This is a genomic window from Streptomyces sp. M92, assembly GCF_028473745.1.
In the GTDB taxonomy this organism is placed as follows: Bacteria; Actinomycetota; Actinomycetes; order Streptomycetales; family Streptomycetaceae; genus Streptomyces.
In genome coordinates this window covers 5,779,509-5,804,509 of the sequence record NZ_CP101137.1, presented here as the reverse complement: position 1 = coordinate 5,804,509, position 25,001 = coordinate 5,779,509, and the positions used below count along the sequence as shown (strand labels likewise).

Genomic DNA, 25,001 nt, shown 5'->3' with positions numbered 1-25,001 from the left:
CCCCGCGTGCCGTCGTGCCGGTCACCGCGCGACCTCGAAGCCCTGCTTCTCCAGGTCGGCGACCGTCTCCTCCTGCATGGTGCGAAGGGCGGCGGAGAAGTCCGACTTGTTCTTGGCGGCGGCGCCGAAGGCGTCCTTGAAGGAGGTGTAGGCGACGTTGACGTTGGGGCCCCAGGCCGAGGGCGTCGTCGTCTTCGCGATGACGGCGGCCTTGGTGTAGAAGTCGGGCTGGTTGGCGAAGAACTCCGGCGGCTGGGCGAAGGCGCCGCTGAGCTGGGCCGAGGTGGACGCCGGGTAGATGCCGCCCTCCTTGGCCAGCGCGCCCAGCGCGTCGGCGTCGGTGTTCAGCCACTCGGCGAACTTCGCGGCGGCTTCCCGGTGGTCGGAGTCGGTGGTCACCGCGGTGGAGGAACCGCCCCAGCTGCCGGTGCGGTTCTCGCTCCCGGACCACTGGGGGAGCGGGGCCATGGCCCACTTGCCCTTGGTGTCCGGCGCGGCCGTGGTCAGCGTGCCGGGCGCCCACACCGCGCTGACCCAGGCGATATGCTTGCCGGTGTTCAGCGCCTTGTTCCAGGCGGGGGTGTACATCGGCTGGTTGTCGATGGCGCCCTCCTCGACGAGACCGCCCCAGAAGTCGGCGACCTTCCTGGTCGCCTCGTCGTCGATGCCGACCTTCCACTTCTGGCCCTCGGTCGTCCACCACCGCGCGCCGGCCTGCTGGGCGAGCCCGGCGAAGAGGCCGGAGTCGTTGGCGGAGAAGGTGGTGAGGTCCTTGTCGGGAGCGGCCTTCTTCAGCTCGCGCGCGGTCCGGGCGAACTCCTCCCAGGTGGCCGGGACATCGAGTCCGTACTGCTCGAACAGGTCCTCGCGGTAGTAGAACATCATCGGACCGATGTCCTGCGGCACGGCGTAGACGGCGTCCGTGCCCAGCGTCGTCTGCTGCCAGACGCCGTCGGCGAACTTGCCCTTCACGTCGTCGACCTCACCGGATATGTCGGCGAGCGCGTCGTTGCTGACCAGCGTGGGCAGCGCCTGGTACTCGGCCTGCACCAGATCCGGCGCCTGGCCGGCCTTGTGTGCGGTGAGGATCTTGGTGACCAGCGTGTCGCCGGACGCCTGCTTCTTCACCGTGACGGTGATCTGCTGCTCCTTGCCCGGCCCCTTGTTCCACAGGTCGACGACCTTGTCCATGCCGGGCGTCCAGGTCCAGTACGTCAGCGAGACCGGACCCGACTGGGCGTCGCCGCCGTCGTCGGACGAGCCGCAGGCGGCGAGGGTGCTCGCCCCGAGGGCGACGGCGACGGCGGAAGTCACCAGGCGGCGGCGCTTCGTGTACGGCATGGAACTCTCCCCTGACCTGGGTCCCCACCCGCTGCGGAGACCTGCCACGCTTCTGTGAGCGTTCACAGTAGAGAAACATCCCGGACACTTGTCAATGGTTGTTGCTGTGCGGTTATGTTGGGCTCGCATCGCATCCGATGTGTGTGCACGTTCCCACTTTTCGATCGACACCGGGAGACCATCCATGCCGGAGACCACCCCCAGGGGCCTGGCCGGGCTCGCCTTCGGCGGGGACTACAACCCCGAGCAGTGGCCCGAGCACGTGTGGCAGGAAGACGTCCGGCTGATGCGCGAGGCCGGGGTCACCATGGTGAGCGCGGGGATCTTCTCGTGGGCCCTGCTTGAGCCCGCCCCGGGCACGTACGACTTCGGCTGGCTGGACCGGCTCCTCGACCTGCTGCACGACAACGGCATCCGGGTGGACCTCGGCACGCCCACCGTCGTCCCGCCCGCCTGGTTCTACCGGGCCCACCCCGATGCCCTCCCGGTCACCGCCGACGGGGTGCGGCACGAGTTCGGCTCCCGCGGCGCCATCTGCCACAGCAACGCCGACTACCGCGCCGCCGCCGCGAACATCACCACCCGGCTCGCCGAGCGCTACGGCACTCACCCGGCCCTCGCGCTCTGGCACGTCCACAACGAGTACGGCGTCCCCGTCTCGGCCTGCTACTGCGACTCCTGCGCCGCGCACTTCCGACGCTGGCTCGCGGCCGCGTACGGCACGGTGGACGCCGTCAACGAGGCGTGGGGCACCGCGTTCTGGGGCCAGCGCTACGCCGGCTTCGACCAGATCAACCCCCCGCGCACCACCCCGACGGTCGGCAACCCGGCCCAGGCGCTGGACTACAAGCGCTTCGCCGACGCCACCATGCGCGAGAACTTCATCGCCGAGCGGGACATCCTGCACCGCCTGTCACCCGGCGTCCCGGTCACCACCAACTTCATGACCGCCCTCAGCCAGTGCGACTCCGTCGACTACTGGGCCTGGGGCCGCGAGGTCGACCTCGTCACCAACGACCACTACCTGATCACCGACGGCCGCCGCACCCACGTCAACCTCGCCATGGCCGCCGACCTCACCCGCTCGGTCGCGGGCGGCGCCCCCTGGCTGCTGCTGGAACACTCCACGTCGGGCGTCAACTGGCAGCCCCGCAACCCGGCCAAGGCCCCCGGCCAGATGGCCCGCAACTCCCTCGCCCACGTGGCGCGCGGCTCCGAGGGCGCCATGTTCTTCCAGTGGCGGCAGTCCCGGCGCGGCGCCGAGAAATTCCACTCGGCGATGCTGCCCCACGGCGGCACGGACACCCGCGTGTGGCGCGAGGTGGTGGAGCTCGGCGCCTCCGTCGGCTCCCTGCGGCCGGTCCGCGGCACCCGCACCGAGGCCGACGTCGCCATGGTCTGGGACTGGCACTCCTGGTGGGCGCAGAACCTCCAGTGGCGCCCCAGCGAGGACCACGACCCGCGCGAACGCGCCGACACCTTCTACGAGGTGCTCTACGACCGTCACCTCACCGTCGACTTCGCCCACCCCGAAGCCGACTTGTCGCCCTATCCCCTCGTCGTCGTCCCCGCGCTGTACCTGGCGACGGAGGCGGCCGGGAACAACCTCCGGGAGTACGTGGAGCACGGCGGCACCCTCGTCGTCTCCTACTTCTCCGGCATCGTCGACGAGCACGACGCCGTCCACGAGGGCCCCTGCCCGGGCGCGCTCAGGGACGTGCTCGGCCTCACCGTCGAGGAGTTCTCCCCCCTGCTGGCGGGCGAACGGGTGCGGCTCATCGGCCCGGACGGCGGCGAGCTGCACGGCGACGTGTGGACGGAGTTCGTCGTGCCGCGCGGCGCCGACCCGGTGTGGACGTACACCGACGGACTGGCCGCGGGCCGCCCCGCCGTCACCCGGCACCGCCTCGGCGAGGGCACCGCCTGGTATGTCTCCACCCGGCTGGGCGCCGACGGCCTGGACACCGTCCTGGGCGGTGCCGCCCAGGACGCGGGTCTCGCCCCCCGCACCGGCCTGCCGCGCGACGTCGAGGTGGTCCGCCGCACCGGCGAATCGGGCACCTACCTCTTCGCGGTCAATCACACCGCCTCGGACGCCAAGGTGCCATTGGACGCGCACGGCACCGAGCTGCTGACCGGGGAGCGGGCGGCCGGCCGCCTCGCCGTCCCGGCCGGGGCGGTCCGGGTCGTACGGCTCGACGGCTAGCCGTCACCACCCGAGCCTTCCCTCTGCTCGATCCGCTCCATCGGATCCGCTCCATCTCCTCCATCCCCCACGTCGAAGGGACGACGGACGACGATGCACCAGTCCGGACGCACACTCAAGGCACTGCTCCCACCCCTGGTGGCGGGGCTCGCCCTCACCACCCTGCCCGCCCAGAGCGCCCACGCGGCGAGCACCCTCACCAACGCCGGTTTCGAGGCCGACGGCACCGGCGCCGCCACCCCGAGCGGCTGGTCGGAGTACGGCGCGAGCGGCGCCTCGTACACCGAGCCCGGCGGCCGCGGCGGAGGCCACCGGCTGAGCCACTGGTCGCCCACCGCCTACCGGGCCGAGACGTACCAGTACCTGTCCGGACTCGCCAACGGCGACTACCGGCTGACCGCCTGGGTCCGTTCCGGCGGTGGCCAGAACGCCGCCTGGATCGCCCTGAAGAACTGCGGCGGCGCCGAGCGGCGCACCGACCTCCCGGTCTCCGCCGACGGGTGGATCCGGATCGTCGTGCCCGTCCGGGTGACGAACCACCAGTGCACCATCAGCGTCAACAGCGACGCGAACGCCGGCGACTGGATCAACGTCGACGACCTTACCTTCGCGCCGGGCGCGCCCACCGGACTGCCGGTCAAGGGCGCCGACGTCTCCTCCCTCGCCAAGAGCGAGGCGAAGGGCGGTGTCTACCGGACGGCTTCCGGTGCGAAGGCCGACGCCCTCGGCGTCCTGGGGGCCGCCGGCATGAACTACGCCCGCCTCAAGGTGTGGGTGGACCCGGCCGACGGCTACAACGACAAGGCCCGGGTGCTGGAGACCGCCCGGCGCGTCAAGGCACAGGGCATGAAGCTGCTGGTCGACTTCCACTACTCGGACACCTGGGCCGACCCGGGCGCCCAGAAGAAGCCCGCCGCCTGGGCCGGGCACTCCTACGGGCAGCTGAAGACGGACGTGTACGACCACACCTACGACGTGCTCAGCGCACTGGAGGCGCAGGGCACCGGCGCCGACATGGTCCAGGTGGGCAACGAGATCAACGGCGGCATGCTGTGGGACGAAGGGTCCACGGACGACTGGCCCCGCCTCGCCGGGCTGCTCAACAGCGGCTACGACGCGGTCAAGAAGGCGGACCCGGGCACGCCGGTCGCGCTGCACCTCGCCGAGGGCGGCGACCTGGACGGTACCCGCTGGTGGTTCGACAACGCCGTCGCGCACGGGGTCCGGTTCGACGCCATCGGGCTGTCGTACTACGGCTACTGGCACGGACCGCTCTCCGCCTTCCAGACCACCCTGGACGACGCAGCGGCCCGCTACGGAAAGCCCGTCTTCGTCGCCGAGACGGCCTACCCGTTCCGGCTGGACAGCGAGGACGCGCACGAGAACATCATCGACACCGAAGCCGAACTGGTCCCGGGCTATCCGGCGACCCCGGCCGGTCAGAGCGCGTGGATGAACACCGTGGCGGACATCGTGGAAGCCGTTCCGAACGGCCGCGGCCTCGGAGTCTTCTACTGGGAGGCGACCTGGACGGCGGTGGAGGGCAACGGCTGGGACCCGGCCGACCCCGCCTCCGGCAACGGCTGGGAGAACCAGGCGCTGTTCGACTACGACGACCGGGCCCTGCCGGCCACAGCGTGGTTCCGCCACCGCTGACGCCGCCGGCGCGCTCCTACGGTGCCGGACGGCTCACGGGGCGTGTAGTAGGGCTTGGACGCCATGAGCGCCATCAGCATCGGTCAGGCCGTCGTCCTCGGAGCCGTCGAGGGGGCGACCGAGTTCCTCGCGGTGTCCTCCACCGTCCACCTCGAGATCACCGAGGGGCTGATGGGCCTCCCCGTCGACGACGACGCCGCCATCGGGTTCTCGGCGGTCATCCAGGTGGGCGCGAGCGCCGCCGTCCTCGTCTGGTTCCGCAAGGGCATCGCGCGGATCGCCTCCGCGTGGTCGCGCGGGCTGAGCGACCGGGAGCCCTGTAGTGGAGCCGACGGTCAGGACGTTGCCGCGGCCGCGCCTCAGGTGCGGCCGGGCCGCCTGACGACGAGCCGCACGGAGTCCTCGTCGGTGACGACCAGGGGCCCGGCGTGAGGATAGTGCCGCCCTCGCGGGCGACCAGCCGCTGGGTTACCGAGGGCCTCCTCGTGGAGCAGGTCGCCGCCGACGACCAGCGCGCCCTCGGCGGCGCAGGGCCGCCGCCCGGCCCTGCCCCCGGGCGGTGCCGGAGATCAGGGCCACCTTGCCGTCGCGCCGCTTCATCCGCCGGCCTTCGCGGCGAGCAGGGCGTCGGAGACGGACTCGACCCCGCCGTGCGCGGTCAGGCCGCCGTCCACGGGGATCTCCGCGCCGGTGATGAACGACGCCTGGTCCGACAGCAGGAACACGACCGGCGGCGCCACCTCGTCCACGGTGCCGGTGCGTCCGAGGGGCGGCTCCCGGACGTTGGCCTCGCGGAACGCCGGGGGGCGCGCAGGCCGCCATCTCCGTCTCGACGTAGTGCTTGGGTGTGGGCGCACCCAAGCCTTCGTAGCCCACGGCTCCGTGACGCGTTCGCTGATTCCAGGGTCACCCATCGAGGGCACCTGCCCCACAGCGCGGGAGGCAGGCTCACCCGCAACGTGTACTGCGGCCGCTGCAACCTATGCCGGGAGCTTCCGCGGCCGGTCCTGGAGCGAACCCGAAGGTGACGGTCGTGCCGCTTCCTCGGCGCTGCCGTTCCCTCTTCGGGGGGATCACCCCGGGGGTTGGCGTTCGCCTTCCGCTGAGGCGCGGATCTGCTCCGCGTGGCGGGTCAGGGTATCGATGCGGGTGATCAGTTCTGGCTGGTCGGCTGCTAGGTGGTCGCGTGCGCGGGTCAGTGGGCCGATGAGGCCGGCGGCGTCGTCCTGGCCGAGTGCCTGCAGGAGGGGCGTACGGGCCTCGGAGGGGAGGCCCGTGAGGGCGGTGACCTGACCGGCGAGCTGGCGCAGGTCGCCGGCGTTGCCGCGGGCCCAGGCGGTGACCGTGCGGTCGGCGGCGCGGCGGTCCCGGGTGGCCTGCACGCGCTGTTCGCCCGTGGTGCCGGGGGCTCCGGGGCGCAGGCGCAGATAGCGGCGTTCGGCGGCCTGCCGGCTGGCGACACCGAGTGGGTGGGCGAGATCGGCCCAGCTGGCCCCCGCGGAACGCGCGGTTTCGATCAGCCCCGTCTCCCAGCCGGCGAGACGAGCGCGGACCTGGCGCAGGAGGAGCAGCGCGGCGAGTGCCTGGTCCGGGCTGATCTCGTCGCTGGGCCGCTCTTCGGTCTGCGGTGCCTGGGCGGTGTGGACGGCTTCGTCGATCGCCGCCAGTGCCGCTTCGGCGGCAGGGAACGACGAGGGCTGCGTACCGGCTTGCCGGGGGTCTGCGGTCATGATTCACCTCCACTCAAGGGCGTCACCTGACCGGTGACATCTGCGCTTGTCATCGTTTCGATGACATGCTACAAGAAATACAGGAAGCAGCGCATGAGCGGTTCTGCTCGAAGTGGAGGTGTTTCACGATGCTGATGCGCACTGACCCTTTCCGTGACTTCGACCGGCTGACCCAGCAGCTGTTCGGCAACACGTCCGGCACCTGGTCGCGCCCCACGGCGATGCCGATGGACGCCTACCGCGAGGGGGACGCCTACGTCATCGCCCTCGACCTGCCCGGTGTCGACCCGGACGCGATCGACATCGACGTCGAGCGCAACATGCTGACCGTCAAGGCCGAACGCCGGCCCGTCACCAAGAGCGCCGACGTGCAGATGGAGCTCTCGGAGCGCCCCCTGGGGGCCTTCTCCCGCCAGGTGATGCTGGCCGACACCCTCGACACCGAGCACATCAGTGCCGACTACGACGCGGGGGTGCTCACCCTGCGCGTCCCGATCGCCGAGCGAGCCAAGCCCCGCAAGATCTCCGTTTCGGGCGGCGCGGAACGCAGGGAGATCTCCGGCTGATACGCGGGCCGCGCACCTTGGCGGAGGGCCGGCGGCCTCTCAGGCGGCCCAAGCCCTCCGCCCGCCGTCACGGACTCCCGGCGAAAGGAGGACCCCGATGGCCATGCACTGGGACGTGTTCCTCGACCAGGTGCAGGAACGCGGTGAGTACACGACCCGAGTGGAGGCGGACCGCGCCGCACGCACTGTGCTGGGGCTGCTGGGCGCGCACCTGGTGGGCCAGGTACGGGCGGAGCTGGCCGCCCGGCTCCCGGAGACCTTCGCCCTGATTCTCCTCAACCCGCTCCAGGCGGCCGAACCCCTCTCCGCCGAACGCTTCGTGCGGGCCACCGCCGCCTGGATCGAGGGAGCCACCGAACAGACCGCGGCCTGGGACGTCGGGGCCGTGCTCAGCGTGACCGCCGACGCCGCGGGCGAGGACCTGACCCGCCGCGTCCTGCTCCAGCTCCCGCCCGGATACGACCTGCTCTTCGGCCGGCCGCAGAACGGCACCGCCTCCGACACCACGTCCGGTGACTGAAACCTGCCGTATCCGCGGTCACCGCCCCACACAACCGAGACGATCCACGACCGAGAAAGGCACCCTTCACCGATGCAGACCACGACGGCCCCGGAGACGATCAACACGACCCCGGCCAAGTCGTACCTCCACATGCTGGAACAGGTCCGTTACGACGGCGCCTACCCCACCCGTGAGCGGGCCGAGGAAGTCGTCTCCGCCGTCTTGGCGGCCCTCGGCCGCCGCGTCGCCGGCGAGGAGCGCGTCGAACTGGCCGCCCGCCTGCCCCGTGAGGCCGCGCAGATCTTCGCCGCCCAGATTCCCGGAACTGACGAGATGACCGGTTGGGCCTTCGTCAGGGACCTCGCCACCCGTACCGGCGGCAGCCTGGCAACCACCCGCTGGGACGTCGGTTCCGTCCTGGGCGTCGTCGCCCGCCTCGCCGGCCCCGACCTGCTCGACCGCATCCTCGCTCAACTCCCCTCCGGCTACGCGATTCTCTTCGGCCGCGCAGAACTCATCCAGGCGGCCTGACCTATCGAAGCCCTCGTCCCGACGAGCAACGCCGGGACGGAGGGTCTGCCAATCGAACGGTCCGGTCGGGGTGTTGGGGTTACTGACGGGCTGCGGAGAGCCGGCCGTCGCATGCACGGGCCGGGCGTCGCCGCATCCTCGACCTGCTCCGCGCACGGGACAGCGACCGCAGTGACTGCCGTTGCTGTTCCGCGCGCGGCGGGCTCTGGTGATCGGCGACGCCGTGCAATCGGCGCCCACTGCGAAGATCAGCCCGGAACGCGAGGCGCCCGTCCGGCGGAAACTCGGACTGAGATCGGAATGGCTGTAGAAGCACCGCCTTGCCTCCCGGCGCCACTTCGCCTTCCACGACGTCGCCTTGGGCGCGCTCGGCAGCCTGGTACCCCGCCGTGCGGCGGACGGCGGCCCGGAATGGTCCGCCGGTCCAGGGACCCGATCGTGAAGAGCGTGTCGCCGTCCCTGCCCGCACCTTCGTGCCTCCCTCCACGGGAGACTCAAGGCCGGTTTCCCGCTGGTGCTTTCACCCCACTGGGCCGCCAGTCCACAGGTCTCGACAAGTGCTCGTCGGAGCAGCCGTGGACGACCTGACCCTGGACGCGGCTCGGCGGTGATTGCAGTGGGCAAAGGGGGCCGGGGATCGATCGATCCCTTGACCCGGCTTCCAGGGAGGGCAGACGCGTGAAGTGACGCCGGAGGACTCAAGCTGCACCTCAGGGGATGGAGCCCTACGGACCGGAACGGCATGGCTGAGGGTGGCGTGAGCGGGCTCGGCCGCCCTGCCGTCCCTGCCATCGCGCGAAGGTGTACTCGTGGCAGTTCTCTCGTGCTGCCCCGGCCGCCCCATCGTGGTGTCCCGACCGGGCCGGCATCGCTGTCCAAGGCGCAACCCGCATCGAGCGAGTCGCGACCGACAACAGTGGTCTGCTACCGCGCTGACGACATCGTCCCAGCCGAGGAGTTCCTCCAGAAGCGCTCGCGATCTGGAGTAGTGTCCCGGCCTCCGGCCGGCATCCGGTGCTGATCCGGCTTCCTGCGCCGGCCAGTACGTCAGGCGGCGAGCGTCTCCTTCGCAGTGGGGGTGGACTCCGGGTCGTGGCGGCGCAGGCCGACGAGGACGAGTGCGCAGGCGGCGACCACGATGGCGGCGCCGACGTAGAGTTGTGTGGCGGAGGCACCCGCGTCCTTGAGCATGCCGGCGATGGTCGGGGACAGGATGGCGCCGATGCGCCCCATCCCGAGCGCCCAGCCCATGCCGACGCTGCGGAGGTTGGCCGGGTAGAGCGGCGGACCGACGGTGTACGCGCCGGCGATGCAGCCGTTGATCAGCGCACCGACGACGACGCCGATGCCGAACCCGAGCCACAGAGCCGAGGTGCTCACGATGAAGACGATCATCATCACGGCCGAGAGCAGGGAGAACCCGATCAGCACCACCCGCGGCGTACGCACCCGGGCGGCGACGCCGTAAAGCACCGAGCCGACCGTGCCACCGATCGAGATCGCCATGCCGGCGGTCACCGCCGCGCTCTCGGAGAGACCCTCCTCGACCAGGAGGGTGGGGGTCCAGCTGTTGACGAAGTAGAAGCCGAACATGATCGTGATGAAGACGAGCCAGAGCAGGATCGTCGGGCTCAGCAGTTGCTTGAGCCATCTCGAACCGGCCCGTTCGGTGCCCACCCGGGTGGCGGCCGCCCGGTCGAGGTCGGCGTCCGAGACGGCCTCCATCCGCATCCGGGCCAGTGTCCGGTTGATCCGCTCCAGCGCGCCGCTCGGACGGCGCTGCTGGAGGAAGGCGACCGACTCGGGCAGGATGACGGCGATCACGATCAGGGCGAGCAGGGTCCCGACACCGCCGGCGTAGAAGACGATCCGCCAGTCGCCGCCCACGGTGGCCTTGGCGACCAGGCTCGCGGCGGTGGCCCCGACCCCGTATCCGGCGGTGTAGATGCCGATGGCCAGACCGCGGTTCCTGGCGTTCGAGAACTCACTGGCGATCACGTTGGTGCTGGCCAGGATGGCTCCGACACCGATGCCGGTGACAAGGCGGAAGGCGCCCATCACGGTCGCCGACGGTGCCGCCGCCGCGCCGAACATCCCGATCGTGCCGAGGGCGAGGCTGATCAGGACCAGCGGGCGTCGGCCGACGACGTCGGCGAAGGGGGCGAGCAGCATCGAGCCGATCGCCATCCCGATCAGCCCGACCGAGACCAGCAGGCCGAACTCCGAGCCGCTGAGCGCGAACTCCTCGGTGACCGACGGCCCGGTGAAGGCGACCGCCATGACGTCGAAGCCGTCCAGGCAGTTCATGAAGGTGCACAACGCGACGATCAGCCATTGGTAGCCGCTCATCGGCGCCTGCGAGATGCGTGCGGTGATGTTCATGGGTGTCCAGGTGGTGAGGGGCCCGTGGGGACCCGGTGGTGCACCGGCTCAGGTGAGGCGGAGGGAGAGGACAGCGGGATCGCCCGGGCCGCTGCCGGATGCCACTGCTCGCGAGACGCACAGGCACAGCCTGTTGGAGCGCTCCTTCTGGGACTCGCTCAGGAAGACGTCGCGGTGGTCGATGGTGCCGGTGGAGTCGACCACCTTCGCCAGACACAGCCCGCACTCGCCCTTGCGGCAGTCCGAGAGCGTGTCGACCCCGGCTGCCTCGAGGGCGTCGAGGATCGAGGTGTCGGGTGCGACGGTGATCTCCCGGTCGAGGTCGGGGAGGCGTACCAGGAACTCCTCGGCCGGGTACCGGCCGCTGGAACCGAAGGTCTCGAAGCGCAAGTTGGTCGCCGGCAGGTCGTGCTCGGCCCAGCTGCCCGAGACGGCGTTCATGAGTCCGATCGGGCCGCACATGTAGAGCTCGGTGCCCGCGGCGGCGGGTGTCCGGGCGATACCGGCGACGAGGTCGTCGACCGCCAGCGGGGTGCCCTCGTCGTCGACGTGGACGCGGACACGGTCGCCGTGCTCGGCGACCAGATCGTCGACGTACGCCATCGAGGCGCGGCTGCGGCCGACGAGCACCAGCTGGTAGTCGGCACCGCGCCGGCGCAGCGCGGAGGCCATGGCCACCAGTGCGGTGACGCCGATGCCGCCGGCGACGAGTACGTAGCGAGTGGCGCCGACCGCGAGCGGGAAGTTCTGCAGCGGCCCGGTGACGGTCAGCTCGTCCCCGACCCGCAGTCGGTGCATCGCCGCCGAGCCACCGGACGAGGTCGGGGAGAGCCGCACGCTGAGCGTGAGGCGGCGGCCGCCGTCCTCGGAACGCACCACGGAGTAGGAACGCACCCGGCGAGAGCCGTCCCCGGTCTTGATGTCCACATCGACGTGTGTTCCAGGCGCGGCGTGCTCGGGCCGCTCGGGGGCCAGAACGATGCGGCGGATCCCGTCGGCGACGTCGGAGACCTCGACCACCCGGGCCCGCTGCCGGCGGGTCTGTGTCTGCACCGCCATCTCAGGCCCCCTGACCGGCGGCCGGCGCGGAGGAGGAGAGTCCCTCGGCCGCGAGCATGCGCTCGAGGATCTGGCGTACCCACATACCGCCGGCGTCGATGTTGAGACTGTAGAACTCGTGCTCGGGGTTGGTGTCGATGGCGCGCTGCTGGGCGCGCAGCATCTCCTCGTCCTCGCCGAAGACCCCGTGCACCGCCTGGCGCAGCTGGGTGGTGATGGTCTGGCTGTCCAGGCGGTAGTTGCGCATGAACGCCCAGAAGTAGTGGGAGGTGCGGTCGGTCTCGGGGGTGATCGTGTTCATCACGTACCCGTTGACGCCCTGGCTGCGGTCCCCCTCGGGCGCACCGGTGCCCGCCTTCGCCACGCCGACGTCGATACGGATCGTGCCCGGCGCCTCGAAGGTGATGATCTGCCAGCGGTCGACCTTGCCGGAGAAGCCCGGGAACTTGTCCCGCATGTTCTTCAGCCAGAACGGCGGGGCGTCGATGTCGCGCATCCACCTGGTGACGGTCACCGTGTCGCCCTCATGGGTCACGTCGAACTCGGCCTCGGACAACTCTTCCTGGCCGATGGTGGAGGAGTGCACGAACTCCTCGTGGGTGAGGTCCATGAGGTTGTCGAGGATGAGCTGGTAGTTGCAGTCGGCGTGGATGGTCTCGCCGTCGCCGGCCCAGGCCGGGTCGTCCATCTGGTGCATGTCGGGCACGGTGGCCGGATCGGCCAGGTCCGGATCGCCGACCCAGACCCAGACGTACCGGTAACGCTCGACGACGGGGTGGGAGGGGACCACCGCGCTGGGATTGATGGTCTCCTGTGCGGGCATTCCGGTGCAGCGACCGGTCGAGTTGTAGCGCAGACCGTGGTACGGGCACTGCAGCTCGTCGCCCAGGATCTTGCCCTTCGACAGCGGCGCGAGCCGGTGCCAGCAGGCGTCCGCGAGAGCGACTGCGCGGCCCTCGGTGTTGCGCCACAACGCCAGCGGCACGCCGGCCACCGTACGGGCCAGCGGCTGCTTGCCGGTGACCTCGTGGTCCCAGGCGGCGACGTACCAGGCGTTGCGGGGATAGTTGAAGATCTTCGCGGCAGCGGTGGCCGGTGGCGCGGTGTCCGTGGGGAGGTGAGCGGTGCGGGGCATGAGAACTCCCTATGGAGAGAGGTATGTGTTGCGCGCGCCACAAACTAACTATCGATATAGTGAGATGGCAATAGTCGGTAGCCTGGGAAATCCGGAGGGGGGAAGTGCCTTGTCACTGCGCTACGCGCTGATCGCGCTGCTCACCGGTCGTCCGATGACCGGTTACGACATCTCGAAGAGCTTCAGTCGCTCGGTCGCCCATGTCTGGCACGCCCCGGACTCGCAGATCTATCCCGAGCTCAACCGGATGGAGCGCGGCGGGCTGCTCACCTCGGTCGAGGTGCCCTGGGGCAAGAAGGGGACGAAGAAGGAGTACCACGTCACCGACGCCGGCCTCGCCGACTTCCGGGAGTGGATGGGGTCCCCGCTGGCACCTCAGCGGCAACGCGACCCGGCGTATCTGAAAGCGGCCTACTTCGACTTCGCCGAGCCCGCGTCGGTGCGTGAGCAGCTCCGGCAGCAGCAGGTGTACTGGGAGGAGCAGTTGAGCCTGCTCGAAGGCACCCGGGCCGCGCTCGTGGACCGCACCCACCCCACCCTGGCGGCACGCCTGTCCAAGCTGACCGGGCGCGAGGCCGAGCTCGCGGTGCGCTACAAGGTGTACGCCTACGACGGCCTCATCGCCCGCGCCCGCACCGAGCTCGCCTGGATCGCGGACGGTTTCGCGCTCGTCGACGAGTTGCACGACTCCTGAGTCCATCGCCGAGCTCGTTTCGGCCCCGTCTACGGGCAGCCGGCCTTTCTGGGATGCACCCCCGTTCGGGCGGAGCCGGACAGAAGCACGCGTCAGACGATCTCCATCCCGGGGAGACCCGCCCACACCAGCAGCGAGGCAGGGAATCGCCTGCCTCGGCCGGCCCGGGCAGGCATCGGTTCGCGCGGCGGAGGCCACCGCCTGCTGAAGCCGCGGGCCCGGGTGCGGGGCACCCGGGGCGGCAGGCGTTCGTCAGGCCGCGAGGCGATGGGCGAACGCCAGGGAGCGGGTGAAGAGCTCCTCCACCTGGTCGTCGGGCAGTCCGTGCCAGCCATGGTCGGCGCCCTGAACCGTCCACAGCTCGACCGGCGCCCCGGCTTTCTCCAGTGCCGAGGCGAGGGATCGGCTGTGTGAGCAGTCGACCATGGTGTCCTCGTCCCCGTGGACGAGGAGGAACGGTGGCGCGTCCGCGTGGACGCGGGCGAGCGGGCTGGCCGCACGGGCACGCTCCGGGGCGGCGGCCGGGGCCGTGCCGAGCATGAGTGCCTCGGGGGTGGCGGCGTCCTCGGGAGTGAAGCGGCCCCGTGCCGTGGTGAGGTCGCTCGGTCCGTACCAGACCACGGCGCCGGCCGGCTTCGGGTCGGCGTGGGTCAGGGCGAGGAGTGAGGCGAGATGTCCGCCGGCGGACTCGCCCCACACGATCGTTGTGCCGGTGTCGACGCCGAGTTCGGCGGAACGCAGGGTGAGCCAGCGCAGGGCGGCGCGCAGATCGTCGAGTGGGGCGGGGAAGGTGGCCTCGCCGCTGAGCCGGTAGTCGACGCAGGCGACGGCGAAGCCCGCAGCCGCGATGCGGGCGAAGGGCCGGGGAGACCAATGGCGGGTGCGCATCCCCATGTCGTCGCGCCGGCCTCGTCGCCAGGCGCCGCCGTGTACGAACAGCACCAGCGGAAGAGGGCCTGTCCGGGGTGCTCCGGGCAGCCAGAGATCGAGTTCCAGGGGGCGGTTGCTCTCGACTTCGGCGTACGGCACGCCGCGCAGTTCGACCACGCCGGGCTCGCTGGGGGCAGCGGGCGGCAGCGGAGCCTGGTCGGGGTGAGGTGCGGCGATCAGGTCCCGCAGCGAGGGCCCGGTCGCCGTCATCGCGTACGCCACTGGTGGTCCGGCAGGAAGCGCACGTCGTACTGCTCGGGGACGCCGGCGAACTTGTGGGGGGCCGGGACCACGGGCTGGTGCGGCAGGCCGAGCTGCTCCGCGGGCTCGCCCAGGTTCTCGAAGAACCGCTCGAAGGTGCCGCCCGGGCCGGCGGCGACGCCCACGACCTGGCTGTGGTGGCGCTCCATGCGGTAGGCGTGCCGGCAGTTCTTGGGTACGAAGCCGAAGTCGCCGGGGGTGAGCAGCTTCTCCTGCTGAACGCCTTCGGTGTCCTCGACGAACAGCCGAACGGCGCCCTGGGTGATGTAGAAGACCTCGTGCGTGTCGGTGTGCAGGTGGGCCGGGATGATGTCGCCCCTGGGGCCTTCGACGGTGAAGAAGTTGAAGGTGTTCTCGGTCTGCTCGCCGCCCGCGTAGATGGTGATCAGATCGCCGAACAGGTGGGCGCGGTCCCCTTCGCCCTTCTCTATGAAGTACGGCTTGCCGGGCTCCGGGGGAATGCGCGATGCCTGCCGGTAGCGGGTGGCGTACTCGATGGTCATACCGTCTCCTCGGATCGACGACGGGCGATTTATGTCAGGCACCCTGACATGAGAGGGTGGGGGAAGACAAGCTCTCGGTACGAGCCCGGCCCCGTCGTGAGGAACAGATGCAGTCCACCCGCCGCAACCTCCCTCAGCTGCTCGGCGAGGCCCGGCGCTGGTTCGAAGAAGGACTGTCGGCCGCGATGGACGCAGCCGGAGCCGCCCCGGTGTCCGCGACGCAGGCCCAGCTCTTCGCCGTACTGGACGACCAGGGCACCACGGTGTCCGAACTGGCCCGGCGCATGAGTGTCACCCGGCAGACCGCGCACCAGGCCGTGCACGGCCTGGTCGCCGCCGGACTGCTCGAACAGGTCCCGCACCCCGCGTCCGCCCGGCAGCGGCTGATCCGGCGCACCCAGGAGGGAGAACGCGCCCACCGGCAGGCCGGCGTCATCCTCGAACGGCTGGAGGAGCAGCTCGCCGAGCGCATCGGCCGTGAGGCGGTCGACGCCCTGCGGGCGACGCTGGAGACTTCGTGGGGGCGGCCACCGGTGCCCGGCTCACCATGAGGCCGCCGCCGTGGCGCCGGTTTCCCTGCCGCGCGAGAGCCCGGCTGATCAGAGGCCCAGCAAGCGCTGGGCGTTGAGATGGCAGATCTTGGCGCGGTCGGCCTCGCTGATCGGGGCGGTCTCGATGAAGCGGACGGCCTCCTGCCGAGCAGAGGGGCGTGTGCGCAGACGCCGCTGGTGGTGATCACGATGTTGCTGCGGATGTAGTCCGAGGGGCGTGGCTCGGCCAGGTGGATGCCGCGTTGGTTGAGGAAGCGCCATCGGCTGTCGAGGCGCCACAGGTGGCCGGGTGGCCCTTCGCCCATGTGGCCGAGGGCGAGGGTGGCGGCCCGATCGGTTCCTCGTGGCCGCGCAGGCTGTGCCACACGTCGTAGGAGCTGGCAGGGTGCAGGTAGATCGGCACGCGGAGAGCCTCGGCACACTCCCGCACAGGCCGGAACCTGTCCGCGTCCAGGTGTTCGCCGTGCGTGTGACCGTTGATCAGGGCACCTCGCAGGCCGAGTTGGGTGACGGCTCGTTCCAGCTCGGCCGCGGCGCGGTCCGGGTTCCGCAGGGCCAGTGCGGTGTTTCCCTGTGCGCTACAGCCCCTCGCCGTCGGCGGAGATCTGGCGCATCAGGCGGTCCAGGTGCGAGCGCATCACGGCGACCAGATCGAAGGAACGTCCGCTGGTCAGCCACTGGACCCGCAGGCCGGAGTCGAGCGCCGCGCACTCCCGGGCGATGCTCTCAGGGTCCAGGTTCGACTTGAGCTCGCCCGTCGCGGCGCCGACGTGCAAGCGGTCCGCGAGTTCCCGCACGCCCTTCTCCTGCCACTGGGAGAAGAAGTCGTGCGCGGGGTGGTCCCGTGCCGTGGCCTCGGCACCCACCACGACGGCGAGTTCGAGGATTCCCGGCATGGTGAGGATGTCGGCGGTGTCGTCCAAGTGGCGGCGGAAGGCGTCCCTTACCGAGTCGGACACGCGTGCCCACTGCTCGTCGAGCCGCTGGTGCCAGTACTGCACGACGGCCAGCAGCAACTGCTGCTTGTCGCGGAAGTGGTGGAGGAGTCCGGCGTCGGTGATTCCGGCGTCGCGGGCGACAGCGGCCAGCGAGGCTGGCGGTAACCGTCCTGGCCGAGGCGCAGCAGCGCGGCCTCGAGGATCTGGTTGCGCCGCGCCAGCCCCGTTGCGCAGCCGCCCCGCGGCCCCCGTGGTGCCCCCATGCGGACAACCGTACCGAGTGCCGTCGCCGGCCGGCGCGGGAGTGCTGCTGCCGTGGGGGAGATGCCGCGCCGCCGACTCCGTTCGGTGCGAGCCATTATGCAACCAATACCTAGTGACGGCGCGGGGGATGCGCGGCGATCAGCCCACAGGCCCCGTAGTGCGCGAGGCGCGCAAGGGGGCCTTCACGGCCCGGCAACCTGCCACCCGCTGCGGTTCCCGTATGGACCGATCGGGCTGTCCCCGCATGAGGCGGCCAAGTTGCTTCCAGCGCTACTGCCGCAGACCCGCGGCCACGGCCGCGCCCTTGCGGGCGACGCCTGCGCGTTCCAGTCCGCTTTCGTCATCCGGGCTCCGCGGGTGACCACCCGAATCGCCTCGGAAGTCGACATGTACATTGTCTGGTCGTGATCGAAAGTGTGGGCGGGCGAGTCGTCGCCGACAGGTACGTGCTCGCCGACCGGCTGGGCAGCGGCGGTATGGGCACGGTGTGGCGTGCCTGGGACCATCTGTTGCAGCGGACGGTGGCCGTGAAGGAACTCCACGCCGCAGGTGGGGGGTACGAGCAGCAGGCGTCGATGCGGCGTGTGCTGTCGGAGGCGCGGGCGATCGCCCGGGTGACGCACGCGCATGTCATCGACATCTACGATCTGCTGGAGTTCGACGGCGGTCTGTGGATCGTCATGGAACTGGTGCCGGGTGGCTCGCTGAGTGAGCGAGTGCGATCGAGCGGGCTCCTGTCGCCGGTGGAGACAGCCCGCGTCGGCCTGGAGGTCCTGTCCGCTCTGGACGCGGTCCACGCGGCCGGTGCGCTGCACCGTGACGTGAAACCGGCCAACGTGCTTCTGCGTGCGGACGGCAGCAGCGTGCTCACCGACTTCGGTATCGCGGCCCTGTCCGGTCACACGGGTCTCACGGGCACGGGGGCCGTGGTCGGCTCACCCGAGTACATGGCCCCGGAACGCCTGCGCGATCAGCCCGTCGGACCGGCCAGCGACCTGTTCTCCCTCGGTGTCACCCTGTGTTTCCTCGCCTCCGGTCAGTCCCCCTTCGCTCGCGGGGACCTCACGGCCACCTCGTTCGCCGTCGCCTTCGAACCGCCCTCCGTCCACGTCCCCGGCCCGCTGGGCGACGTCATCGAGCAGTTGCTGGACAAGGACCCCGCCAAGCGCCCGTCCAGCGCACAGCTCGCAGACGCGCTGCAGTCGATAGTCGACGGCGCTCCCCAAACGGTGCAGGCCACACTGCGGCAGTCGGTGCGGCCCCCGGGCGCGAACCGGCGGCGCACGGCGAGTGCGGGGGCGAGCCGGCGGCGCACGGCGATCACAGGGGCGATCGCCGTGGCGGTGCTCGTCGCCGGAGCGGGTGTGACCGCATCCGTCGTCGGAGACGACTCCGGCCCGGTTTCGCCCGAGCAGACCGGGCAGGCGTCCACCGGCGCCCATACGGTCTCGAGGGTGGACGCGGTGATGCCGGTTCCGGGTGTGCAGGGCAGGTTCTGGGTGTTCGCCGGCAGCGAGTACATGGTCGTCGAGACGGGTGCGGACCCGGCGTCGGCGCGGCGGGTGGGCGGGCCTTCCCCGATCGCGCAGTGGCGCAAGACCTTCGGTGGCCTGGACAGTTTCACGAGCGGGATCGACGCGGTCCTGCCGGTTCCCGGTGACGCTCATCGCTTCTGGGTCTTCTCCGGCGATGAGTACCTGCTCGTGCACATCGCGGGCGACCGCTCCGGCAAGGGCCGCCTCCAAGAACCCCGCCCCCTCACCGACTGGCCGTCATTGAGACCCTTCCGAACGGATTGAGCCCGGGAGGCTGGTCCACAGGACGCTGTTCCGGGTTGGCGAAGACAACTGGAGCGATCCCCGAGATCCCGACACCTGGACACTGGATGCTTCGTTAACCAGGGGAAGGGTCCTCATCCTCTATAACGAGCTCGTGCACGGTAAGCGGTGAGACGTCGAGCTTCTGATCATCGATCATGCCCATGCGGTGGGGAACGCATCTCCTGTAATGACCATCGGCGCCCCGGAGGATCACGGGCCTGCCGGCCAACGTGATCGCTGAACCGGTCGCGGAGCTCGGCCCGTTGTGGCACGAACGGCACCAGGCCGAGCTTGTGTCCCGTTCGCGGAAGCGCGCTGTGGGCGCCGGCGCGAAGCACCGGTTGATGTTCGTCGACCGGCTTCTGGCCACGCCCGTGCACCTCCGGCATACCACCACGCACGACGTGCCGGCCTCATGGTTCGGTGTCGACCGCCTCACGATCACCCGGGCCGTCGGTGAGGTGCGGCCGTGCGGCCTTTGCTCGCCGAGCGAGGCTGCACCGTCAGCCCTGACGTACGGCTGCGGTCTTCGGCCGACGTCGTCGACCACCTCGGCGCGAGCGGTACGACGGGCATCGTCGACGGCACCGAGGTCCGGGTCCGTCGGCCCGCCGCCGGGCGCCAGGACCGCGACAAGTTCGTCTCCGGCGAAAACAAGCAGAACGCCGTCAAGTCCATGGCGGTCACGGACGGCGAAGGCCGCGTGCTGTGGTGCGGTCCCGCCAGGCCCGCAAGCTGCGCGGACATCACCCACGCGACGGTGACCAGTTGGCGGATGTCGTCGACACGTCGCCGGCGAACGACGTCGCCGTCCTCGGGGGGAGGGGGGAGCTGATCGGTCATCGCTTCAATCTGGGCAACATGGCTGCGCATCGAGCGGTTGTGAGGGAACCCTCATCGTCTGACGTGCCCGGCCCCGCAGGCTGTCACAGCCAGCCGCGCCGCGCGGCGATGACGCCGGCCTGGAAGCCTTGAGTCCGCTGACCAGGAGGGAGAGCGGTAGCCGGTCTTCTTCGGCTGGTTCTTCTGCCACACGGTTCTGAGCGCGCAGTGGTGTCGCGCGGTCCCGGCACTGCTGCCAGTAGTCGATCAGCGCGTCGAGCAGATTCGATGGAGCACACCCGCGCCGTCCCCGGCCTGCACGCCAGCGGGAAGCGGCTCGCGGGCCCCGCCGACGCGGTGCTCGACAACTGCGCGCCCGCCGGCGATGCGCTCTTGCCTCCGCCCGGCGAAGGCAGTCTGGGCGGAGTCTCCACGATCGTCTCCACCACCCTCGCGCAGATGGTGGTGGCCGAGAGCGTGGCCCTGCTCCTGGCCGAGGGCCACGTCATTCCTGCCTACCTCTCCGCCAACGTCCCGGGGCAGCTTCGAACGCAGCGCGCAGCTGGAGGCCCACTACGCGGGCGGCCTGCATGACGGATGCCCTGAACCGGGCGAGCGATCGGCGGCACTGTGCGTCGGCACCGATGACGTCGCGCAGCTTCCGGCCCTGCTTGCCGAGCAGGATGGCCCCCTCGCGGACCTGCTCGCTCACCTGTGAGTTGCCGCAGGGCCTGGCTTCGCGGGTTTGCGGGGTCAGGCGGAGTGGAGGGCGAGAGTGGGTGAGAGGCGAGAGGCGCGGATGGCGGGGTAGAAGCCGGCGATGGTGCCGATGCCGAGGGTGGCGCCGAAGCCTCCTGCGATCCTGCGGTTTCCTGCGGACGTGCCGAGCGGGGGAGTGGTGCGTCGGTCGGGTATGGGTGGGGCGATCTCGGCAGATGATCCGAAGTGGATCGAGCCGTTCGCGGGTCTGACCGAGCTGCAGTTCGCGGCGCTGGTGGCACTGGTACGGCGCCGAGGTTGCGGCGTTCGGCGTGTTCGGCCGTGGCGGCCGACGCTCGAGGGGCGCCTGGCCACGTTGCTGCCGCTGCCCGTGGCGTCGCAGCCCGCTGCTGCGCTGACGGAGTGGTTCGGCCCTGGGCCGCCATCTCAGGTCAGGAGCAGGCAGACGCCGATCAGCAGTCCGGTACAAGCGAGGGCCGCCACCACCGTGACGGTGCGCCCGCGTGCACCGCAGATGCGGAGCGTGAGGGCCAGCGGGCCGATGGGTGCGTTCTTGTCGCCCATGTCAGTCTCCTGGGGTAGGGGGTGAATCCGGTTGCTCCGCGTCGTCTTGCCGCAAGGCATCCCGCAGCCGCAGTAGTGCACCGCGGCGGCGCTGCGCCCGCACCAGGGCGAGCGCCGCGGTGGCCGTGAAAACACCTCCGCCCGCGGCGGTGGCCGCCAGGTCGGCGCCGGTGCCGCGCGCCGCGGCCAGCGCCACCCCGGCCAGGGCGGTGAACACGGTCGCCACCAGTGCGATCCGGGCGGACAGCACCCGGTCCTGGGCGAAGAGGGGCCGCCGCCTGCTCAGCACCCAGCCGGCGAAGACGGCCCAGGCCAGCCCGACGGCGATCAACCCGGCGAACACGGCCCGAGTACGCGTCGGCAGAGTACTCGGCTCGGTCACCCACAGCACCGCGATCAAGGCCGCGCCGCATGTTCCGGCCAGGCCCACCGCGACATGACGCAGCCGGGAGCGCAGTGACACCTCCGTGGCCAGGGTGTGCTCCAGCCGCTCCGGCACGGTCCGCCGCGCTGCCCGATTCCGCTCGCTCATGCCTCGTAGCCCTTCTCGGCAAGGTGGTGGCGCAGCATGCGCCGGGCGCGGTGCAGCCTGCTCTTGACCGTGCCGGCCGGTACGCCGAGCACGTCCGCGCACGTGGCCAGCGGCAGATCCTCAAGATGGAAGAGGATCAGCACCTCGCGCTCCACGGGTGGCAGGGCGGCCAGGCCGGCCTCGATCTGCATCGTGGTGAGCACCAGACCGAGCTCGTCACCGGCGACGACGGTCGAGGCCTCGTCCATGGAAGCCTCTGGCGCCTTGTAGGTCCGTCGCAGATGGTCGGCGACCGTGCGCCGGGCGATGGTGAACAGCCAAGGGGCGAACCGCCCCGGCTGCCGCAGCCGTGGCAGACCGCGCATCACGGCGACCCACACCTCCTGAGAGAGGTCGTCCGCGAGATGGGGCGAGCCGACCATGCCCCGGACATAGCGCCACAGCGGGCCGTGCCAGACGCCCACCAGCTCGCGGAACGCCTCCCGCTCCCCGAGCTGGCAGCGCACGACCAGCAACCCGTCGTTGCCCACCACACCTCCACGCACCGCATCGCCCGTCACACCGACAGTCGGCATTCCGAGCGGAAAGGTTCACGGAGCAGCCCAAGGCATTGTGAACCCTCAACGAAGCGAGACGCCGCAGACCGCGGGCCGCCGACCGCGATGTGCCGCAGGCCGCCGACACCCCGGACTGTGGAGCCTGCATACGATGCTGAGCGTGAATACGGACGAGTGCCCCCAGGAAGACACCGCTCAGGCTCGTTGGGAGCGGCGCAGCCAGCGACCGCTGCTGGTGCTCGCCGTCGCCTTCGCAGTCGCCTACGCCGTGCCGATTGTGGACGATTCGACGAGCCCGGCAGTGGGGCGGGCATGCCAGGTCGTCGAGTGGTGTGTGTGGGGAGCGTTCACCGCCGACTACCTGATCCGACTGCGCCTCGCCCCCGAACGAATGGCGTTCGTCCGCACTCACTGGCTGGACCTGTGCGCGGTGGCGCTGCCTCTGTTGCAGCCGCTACGGCTGCTCCGACTGGTCTCCACCCTGCTCCTGGTGGGGCGCAGAGCTCGGATGGCCTCGCAGGTCCGGCTGACGACCTACGTCGCCGGCGCTGTGCTGGTGCTGCTTGTGTTCGGTTCGCTGGCTGTGCTGTCGGTGGAGCGGAACGCACCCGAGGGAAACATTCGGACACTGGGCGACGCCATGTGGTGGTCCTTCACGACCATGACAACCGTTGGCTACGGAGACCTCGCTCCCACGACTGGTGTCGGGCGGTTGCTGGCCGTTGGCCTGATGCTGTCGGGTATCGCCCTGTTGGGTGTGGTGACAGCGAACATCGCGGCCTGGTTCATCGCCAGGTTCGAGCGGGAGGACCTGGAGGGGCAGCGTCAGTCGCAGGCCATCCGCGCCCTGACGCAGGAGGTCCGAGCGCTGCGGGCGGAGGTGGCGGAACTGCGACAGGCCGACGCCGGGTCCAAGGAGCTCACGACCGGCCTCCAGGGTGCCGGCCCGCATGCGGGACGTCTGTCACCCCCTCGGTGATGTCGTCGGCACGGTGGCCGACTCCCGGCCCTTCCGGCGCACAGGCGCCGCGGCACTCAGCTGGCGTCGGTCAGCCCGTGCTTGCGGGCGTATGCAGCATTCACGGACCGCCGCCGGTCGTCGTGGAATCATGTCGGTGCCGTCCACGGAGGAACGCGTGACGCTGGGCTTCAGAGCGCTCGTCGTCGTCCAGCGGGACATCTGCGCGTCCCAACGTACCCGGACTTCCCGAACCGCCTCCCGATGCGCTGATCCCGGCCGGCCGGCTTCCCTTGGGATTCTCGTCTCTGCTGACCGAACTCGGGATATTCGCGGTCGTGCTGCCGTTCCTTGCCCGGTTCCCCCACGGCGCAGGCAAGAAGTTCGACCTCGGGAACCGGGGTCGTGGGGGCCGTGGCCGGCAGCCTGTCGAACAGTACCCCCGCGGCCCTGACAGCGGTGCTGCTGGCAGCCGCAGGCATCCGTTTCATCACAGCCACCGGAAAGCCGTAGCCCCTACGGGGCCGTAATGGATCCAGAGCCCCGGCCTTTGCCCGGCTCGTCCACACTGGGTCGAATATCGACGGTAGTGATATACGAGCTCGTAACACGGTCCTGGTGAAGGGCGGTCCACTGTTGCCCGAGTGTCGCCCCTCGCTATCATCGAGTCTTCGCATTCATCGGCCTCTGCCGCCCTGGACTACGCGGCGCTCCCTGATGCAGATACCTGGCCGGCGTGGGTCCGCCTACGCGGACGTCGAGCGGGATGTGCCTGCCGGGGGGCGACCGACCGGCACGAGTGGATGGCCTGTGCACCATCCGTTCCCCCGCTGGACGTGTGTGCTGCCGCGAGCGCGTCGTCGAGATGGTCCCCGACCGGCGGTTCGGCTACGAACAGGCTTGCAGGGCTGTTCACATCTCATCGGGGGTCAGTGGCCCTGGCCCGGGCCCCCCATGGCGGCACCGGCATCACCTGGTCAGCCACCGACCGGAACACCCTTCCTCTTCTGGATGAACTCAGGAGGCGGCGCCTGCCGGTGTGACGGTCGTCGAGGCGTCTCGGGCTTGGAAGTGACAGTTATGGATTGCGCCATCCAAAACATGCTAGGTTCGCCTCATGGCCAGACCGCGCACGTTCGACGAGACCGCAGTGCTTGACGCCGCAGCGCGTGAGTTCCGCGTGCACGGTTTCGCCGAGACCTCGACCGAGCAGCTTTGCGAGGCGGCGGGCGTGCGTCGCAGCAGCCTGTACAACGCGTTCGTCTCCAAGGACGAGCTGTTTGTGCGGGCCCTGCAGCACTACGTCGCGACGACCGGAGCGCGCCAATCGACGATCCTCGCCGACGACGAGCTGACGGGCGCTGAGAGGTTGCGCACCCTCGTCGACGTCATCGTGGACGAGGAGCTGCAGGCGGCGAACCGCGGCCATGCGGCCGGCTGCATGGTCGTACAGAGCCTCATGAACCCGGACCTGCGCGAGCGGGACGAGCGAGTGACCCGAATCCTCGACCGCGACCTACGCGAGAGACTCTCCCTTCTGGCCGGAGCGATCAGGGCCGGTCAGATCGACGGGTCGATCTCCGAAGGAGTAGATCCCGACGACGGGGCGGTGCTCGCCAGCACCGTCATCTCGGGCTTGCGCGTGACCGCACAGACCGGCGTCGACATCGAGACGCTCCGCCGGATCGCCCTGACCGGATTGAGCGCCCTCCTGCACTGAAAGCGCCGCTGCCCGGCGCCGCTTCTTCATGCCCGAATTTTGGATAAACGAATACAGAA

The 25,001-nt window shown here is 70.4% G+C and carries 24 protein-coding genes and 5 pseudogenes; 15 read left to right on the top strand and 14 right to left on the bottom strand.

All coding sequences use genetic code 11. The annotated features are described in order from the left end of the window. Nucleotides 1–21 precede the first annotated feature (21 nt). Nucleotides 22–1,341 (bottom strand): ABC transporter substrate-binding protein, encoded by a 1,320-nt coding sequence (locus tag M6G08_RS26395; RefSeq protein WP_272589616.1) that lies wholly within the window; start codon nucleotides 1,339–1,341, stop codon nucleotides 22–24. Between the two features lie 184 nt (nucleotides 1,342–1,525). Between M6G08_RS26395 and M6G08_RS26390 the strand changes: the two genes are divergently transcribed. From M6G08_RS26390 to M6G08_RS26380, 3 genes and pseudogenes are all read left to right on the top strand, one after another. Next, the gene (locus M6G08_RS26390) at nucleotides 1,526–3,547 is read left to right on the top strand and encodes a beta-galactosidase (protein ID WP_272589615.1); all 2,022 of its coding nucleotides are present in this window, start codon (nucleotides 1,526–1,528) and stop codon (nucleotides 3,545–3,547) included. 93 nt (nucleotides 3,548–3,640) lie between these two features. Next, nucleotides 3,641–5,203: a glycoside hydrolase family 53 protein gene (locus M6G08_RS26385; RefSeq protein WP_272589614.1), complete on the top strand. Its 1,563-nt coding sequence runs from the start codon at nucleotides 3,641–3,643 to the stop codon at nucleotides 5,201–5,203. A gap of 63 nt (nucleotides 5,204–5,266) precedes the next feature. After that, nucleotides 5,267–5,518, top strand: a pseudogene (locus M6G08_RS26380) (undecaprenyl-diphosphate phosphatase); the annotation flags it as partial. Between the two features lie 281 nt (nucleotides 5,519–5,799). On the opposite strand, the pseudogene M6G08_RS26375 reads toward M6G08_RS26380, so the two are convergent. Both M6G08_RS26375 and M6G08_RS26370 read right to left on the bottom strand, forming a co-directional pair. Next, nucleotides 5,800–6,040, bottom strand: a pseudogene (locus tag M6G08_RS26375) (SDR family oxidoreductase); the annotation flags it as partial. A 236-nt stretch (nucleotides 6,041–6,276) separates the two neighbouring features. After that, nucleotides 6,277–6,933, bottom strand: coding sequence for a type III effector protein (locus M6G08_RS26370; RefSeq protein ID WP_272589613.1), 657 nt, complete (start codon nucleotides 6,931–6,933; stop codon nucleotides 6,277–6,279). 128 nt (nucleotides 6,934–7,061) lie between these two features. Here M6G08_RS26370 and M6G08_RS26365 point away from each other — a divergent pair, with 128 nt between their 5' ends. From M6G08_RS26365 to M6G08_RS26355, 3 genes are all read left to right on the top strand, one after another. Continuing rightward, nucleotides 7,062–7,499, top strand: a complete 438-nt coding sequence (locus tag M6G08_RS26365) for an Hsp20/alpha crystallin family protein (protein ID WP_272589612.1) — start codon at nucleotides 7,062–7,064, stop codon at nucleotides 7,497–7,499. A 97-nt stretch (nucleotides 7,500–7,596) separates the two neighbouring features. After that, on the top strand, nucleotides 7,597–8,019 hold the full coding sequence (locus tag M6G08_RS26360; protein ID WP_272589611.1) for a DUF2267 domain-containing protein: 423 nt from the start codon (nucleotides 7,597–7,599) through the stop codon (nucleotides 8,017–8,019). Between the two features lie 72 nt (nucleotides 8,020–8,091). After that, nucleotides 8,092–8,532: a DUF2267 domain-containing protein gene (locus M6G08_RS26355; protein ID WP_272589610.1), complete on the top strand. Its 441-nt coding sequence runs from the start codon at nucleotides 8,092–8,094 to the stop codon at nucleotides 8,530–8,532. A 1,047-nt stretch (nucleotides 8,533–9,579) separates the two neighbouring features. Here M6G08_RS26355 and M6G08_RS26350 read toward each other — a convergent pair. The 3 genes from M6G08_RS26350 to M6G08_RS26340 are packed head-to-tail and all read right to left on the bottom strand — an operon-like array spanning nucleotide 9,580 to nucleotide 13,108. Continuing rightward, nucleotides 9,580–10,914 carry an MFS transporter gene (locus M6G08_RS26350; RefSeq protein ID WP_272589609.1) on the bottom strand — a complete coding sequence of 445 codons (1,335 nt, stop codon included), beginning with the start codon at nucleotides 10,912–10,914 and terminating at the stop codon, nucleotides 9,580–9,582. A 48-nt stretch (nucleotides 10,915–10,962) separates the two neighbouring features. After that, the gene (locus tag M6G08_RS26345; RefSeq protein WP_272589608.1) at nucleotides 10,963–11,973 is read right to left on the bottom strand and encodes a PDR/VanB family oxidoreductase; all 1,011 of its coding nucleotides are present in this window, start codon (nucleotides 11,971–11,973) and stop codon (nucleotides 10,963–10,965) included. Between the two features lies 1 nt (nucleotide 11,974). After that, entirely contained in the window at nucleotides 11,975–13,108 is a 1,134-nt protein-coding gene (locus M6G08_RS26340; protein WP_272589607.1) for an aromatic ring-hydroxylating dioxygenase subunit alpha, read from the bottom strand. 109 nt (nucleotides 13,109–13,217) lie between these two features. Here M6G08_RS26340 and M6G08_RS26335 point away from each other — a divergent pair, with 109 nt between their 5' ends. Beyond that, a complete protein-coding gene (locus M6G08_RS26335; RefSeq protein ID WP_272589606.1) occupies nucleotides 13,218–13,802 on the top strand; it encodes a PadR family transcriptional regulator in 585 nt (194 codons plus the stop codon). Nucleotides 13,803–14,054: 252 nt separating this feature from the next. Here the strand turns inward: M6G08_RS26335 and M6G08_RS26330 are convergent, their stop codons facing one another. Both M6G08_RS26330 and M6G08_RS26325 read right to left on the bottom strand, forming a co-directional pair. After that, nucleotides 14,055–14,942 (bottom strand): alpha/beta hydrolase, encoded by an 888-nt coding sequence (locus M6G08_RS26330; protein WP_272589605.1) that lies wholly within the window; start codon nucleotides 14,940–14,942, stop codon nucleotides 14,055–14,057. Further along, entirely contained in the window at nucleotides 14,939–15,496 is a 558-nt protein-coding gene (locus M6G08_RS26325) for a quercetin 2,3-dioxygenase (protein ID WP_272589604.1), read from the bottom strand. Before M6G08_RS26325 ends, M6G08_RS26330 begins: the two co-directional genes overlap by 4 nt. Nucleotides 15,497–15,603: 107 nt before the next feature. Between M6G08_RS26325 and M6G08_RS26320 the strand changes: the two genes are divergently transcribed. Further along, complete coding sequence (locus M6G08_RS26320; protein ID WP_272589603.1) at nucleotides 15,604–16,047, top strand: MarR family winged helix-turn-helix transcriptional regulator; 444 nt, start codon at nucleotides 15,604–15,606, stop codon at nucleotides 16,045–16,047. A 184-nt stretch (nucleotides 16,048–16,231) separates the two neighbouring features. Here the strand turns inward: M6G08_RS26320 and M6G08_RS36115 are convergent, their stop codons facing one another. The 3 genes and pseudogenes from M6G08_RS36115 to M6G08_RS36110 form a co-directional block, all read right to left on the bottom strand. After that, the gene (locus M6G08_RS36115; RefSeq protein ID WP_443049020.1) at nucleotides 16,232–16,570 is read right to left on the bottom strand and encodes an amidohydrolase family protein; all 339 of its coding nucleotides are present in this window, start codon (nucleotides 16,568–16,570) and stop codon (nucleotides 16,232–16,234) included. A gap of 55 nt (nucleotides 16,571–16,625) precedes the next feature. Then, nucleotides 16,626–17,063 carry a TetR family transcriptional regulator C-terminal domain-containing protein gene (locus tag M6G08_RS26310; RefSeq protein WP_272589602.1) on the bottom strand — a complete coding sequence of 146 codons (438 nt, stop codon included), beginning with the start codon at nucleotides 17,061–17,063 and terminating at the stop codon, nucleotides 16,626–16,628. A gap of 27 nt (nucleotides 17,064–17,090) precedes the next feature. Continuing rightward, nucleotides 17,091–17,351, bottom strand: a pseudogene (locus M6G08_RS36110) (hypothetical protein); the annotation flags it as partial. Between the two features lie 302 nt (nucleotides 17,352–17,653). On the opposite strand from M6G08_RS36110, the gene M6G08_RS26305 reads away from it, so the two are divergent. From M6G08_RS26305 to M6G08_RS26285, 5 genes and pseudogenes are all read left to right on the top strand, one after another. After that, on the top strand, nucleotides 17,654–19,048 hold the full coding sequence (locus tag M6G08_RS26305) for a serine/threonine-protein kinase (RefSeq protein ID WP_272589601.1): 1,395 nt from the start codon (nucleotides 17,654–17,656) through the stop codon (nucleotides 19,046–19,048). A gap of 365 nt (nucleotides 19,049–19,413) precedes the next feature. Continuing rightward, nucleotides 19,414–19,479: pseudogene (locus M6G08_RS26300) on the top strand (hypothetical protein); the annotation flags it as partial. 59 nt (nucleotides 19,480–19,538) lie between these two features. Next, nucleotides 19,539–19,904 (top strand): transposase family protein, encoded by a 366-nt coding sequence (locus tag M6G08_RS26295; protein ID WP_272589600.1) that lies wholly within the window; start codon nucleotides 19,539–19,541, stop codon nucleotides 19,902–19,904. Nucleotides 19,905–20,179: 275 nt separating this feature from the next. Continuing rightward, complete coding sequence (locus M6G08_RS26290; RefSeq protein WP_272589599.1) at nucleotides 20,180–20,485, top strand: phosphoheptose isomerase family protein; 306 nt, start codon at nucleotides 20,180–20,182, stop codon at nucleotides 20,483–20,485. A 319-nt stretch (nucleotides 20,486–20,804) separates the two neighbouring features. Next, a pseudogene (locus M6G08_RS26285) lies at nucleotides 20,805–20,960 on the top strand (IS5/IS1182 family transposase); the annotation flags it as partial. 77 nt (nucleotides 20,961–21,037) lie between these two features. On the opposite strand, the gene M6G08_RS26280 reads toward M6G08_RS26285, so the two are convergent. Genes M6G08_RS26280 through M6G08_RS26270 form a run of 3 tightly spaced genes read right to left on the bottom strand, consistent with a single transcriptional unit; the run spans nucleotide 21,038 to nucleotide 22,237 of the window. Beyond that, a complete protein-coding gene (locus M6G08_RS26280; protein ID WP_272589598.1) occupies nucleotides 21,038–21,175 on the bottom strand; it encodes a hypothetical protein in 138 nt (45 codons plus the stop codon). Between the two features lies 1 nt (nucleotide 21,176). Continuing rightward, the gene (locus M6G08_RS26275) at nucleotides 21,177–21,707 is read right to left on the bottom strand and encodes a transmembrane transport protein (RefSeq protein ID WP_272589597.1); all 531 of its coding nucleotides are present in this window, start codon (nucleotides 21,705–21,707) and stop codon (nucleotides 21,177–21,179) included. Next, entirely contained in the window at nucleotides 21,704–22,237 is a 534-nt protein-coding gene (locus tag M6G08_RS26270) for an RNA polymerase sigma factor (protein ID WP_272589596.1), read from the bottom strand. The genes M6G08_RS26275 and M6G08_RS26270 overlap by 4 nt, the downstream gene beginning before the upstream one ends. Nucleotides 22,238–22,415: 178 nt before the next feature. Here M6G08_RS26270 and M6G08_RS26265 point away from each other — a divergent pair, with 178 nt between their 5' ends. Together M6G08_RS26265 and M6G08_RS26260 are read left to right on the top strand one after the other, a co-directional pair. Beyond that, the gene (locus tag M6G08_RS26265) at nucleotides 22,416–23,243 is read left to right on the top strand and encodes a potassium channel family protein (protein ID WP_443048969.1); all 828 of its coding nucleotides are present in this window, start codon (nucleotides 22,416–22,418) and stop codon (nucleotides 23,241–23,243) included. A gap of 1,096 nt (nucleotides 23,244–24,339) precedes the next feature. Beyond that, nucleotides 24,340–24,942: a TetR/AcrR family transcriptional regulator gene (locus tag M6G08_RS26260; protein WP_272589594.1), complete on the top strand. Its 603-nt coding sequence runs from the start codon at nucleotides 24,340–24,342 to the stop codon at nucleotides 24,940–24,942. The last annotated feature ends 59 nt before the right edge of the window (nucleotides 24,943–25,001 follow it).

What these genes read in the sequence shown, in the direction of transcription:
- M6G08_RS26330 (WP_272589605.1), bottom strand. Translation starts at nt 14,942, where the DNA reads ATGACGGCGACCGGGCCCTCGCTGCGGGACCTGATCGCCGCACCTCAC.
- M6G08_RS26385 (WP_272589614.1), top strand. Translation starts at nt 3,641, where the DNA reads ATGCACCAGTCCGGACGCACACTCAAGGCACTGCTCCCACCCCTGGTG.
- M6G08_RS26370 (WP_272589613.1), bottom strand. Translation starts at nt 6,933, where the DNA reads ATGACCGCAGACCCCCGGCAAGCCGGTACGCAGCCCTCGTCGTTCCCT.
- M6G08_RS26395 (WP_272589616.1), bottom strand. Translation starts at nt 1,341, where the DNA reads ATGCCGTACACGAAGCGCCGCCGCCTGGTGACTTCCGCCGTCGCCGTC.
- M6G08_RS26260 (WP_272589594.1), top strand. Translation starts at nt 24,340, where the DNA reads ATGGCCAGACCGCGCACGTTCGACGAGACCGCAGTGCTTGACGCCGCA.
- M6G08_RS26275 (WP_272589597.1), bottom strand. Translation starts at nt 21,707, where the DNA reads ATGAGCGAGCGGAATCGGGCAGCGCGGCGGACCGTGCCGGAGCGGCTG.
- M6G08_RS26265 (WP_443048969.1), top strand. Translation starts at nt 22,416, where the DNA reads ATGCTGAGCGTGAATACGGACGAGTGCCCCCAGGAAGACACCGCTCAG.
- M6G08_RS26340 (WP_272589607.1), bottom strand. Translation starts at nt 13,108, where the DNA reads ATGCCCCGCACCGCTCACCTCCCCACGGACACCGCGCCACCGGCCACC.
- M6G08_RS26390 (WP_272589615.1), top strand. Translation starts at nt 1,526, where the DNA reads ATGCCGGAGACCACCCCCAGGGGCCTGGCCGGGCTCGCCTTCGGCGGG.
- M6G08_RS26290 (WP_272589599.1), top strand. Translation starts at nt 20,180, where the DNA reads ATGGAGCACACCCGCGCCGTCCCCGGCCTGCACGCCAGCGGGAAGCGG.
- M6G08_RS26360 (WP_272589611.1), top strand. Translation starts at nt 7,597, where the DNA reads ATGGCCATGCACTGGGACGTGTTCCTCGACCAGGTGCAGGAACGCGGT.
- M6G08_RS26345 (WP_272589608.1), bottom strand. Translation starts at nt 11,973, where the DNA reads ATGGCGGTGCAGACACAGACCCGCCGGCAGCGGGCCCGGGTGGTCGAG.
- M6G08_RS26365 (WP_272589612.1), top strand. Translation starts at nt 7,062, where the DNA reads ATGCTGATGCGCACTGACCCTTTCCGTGACTTCGACCGGCTGACCCAG.
- M6G08_RS26325 (WP_272589604.1), bottom strand. Translation starts at nt 15,496, where the DNA reads ATGACCATCGAGTACGCCACCCGCTACCGGCAGGCATCGCGCATTCCC.
- M6G08_RS26355 (WP_272589610.1), top strand. Translation starts at nt 8,092, where the DNA reads ATGCAGACCACGACGGCCCCGGAGACGATCAACACGACCCCGGCCAAG.
- M6G08_RS26280 (WP_272589598.1), bottom strand. Translation starts at nt 21,175, where the DNA reads ATGGGCGACAAGAACGCACCCATCGGCCCGCTGGCCCTCACGCTCCGC.
- M6G08_RS26320 (WP_272589603.1), top strand. Translation starts at nt 15,604, where the DNA reads ATGCAGTCCACCCGCCGCAACCTCCCTCAGCTGCTCGGCGAGGCCCGG.
- M6G08_RS26350 (WP_272589609.1), bottom strand. Translation starts at nt 10,914, where the DNA reads ATGAACATCACCGCACGCATCTCGCAGGCGCCGATGAGCGGCTACCAA.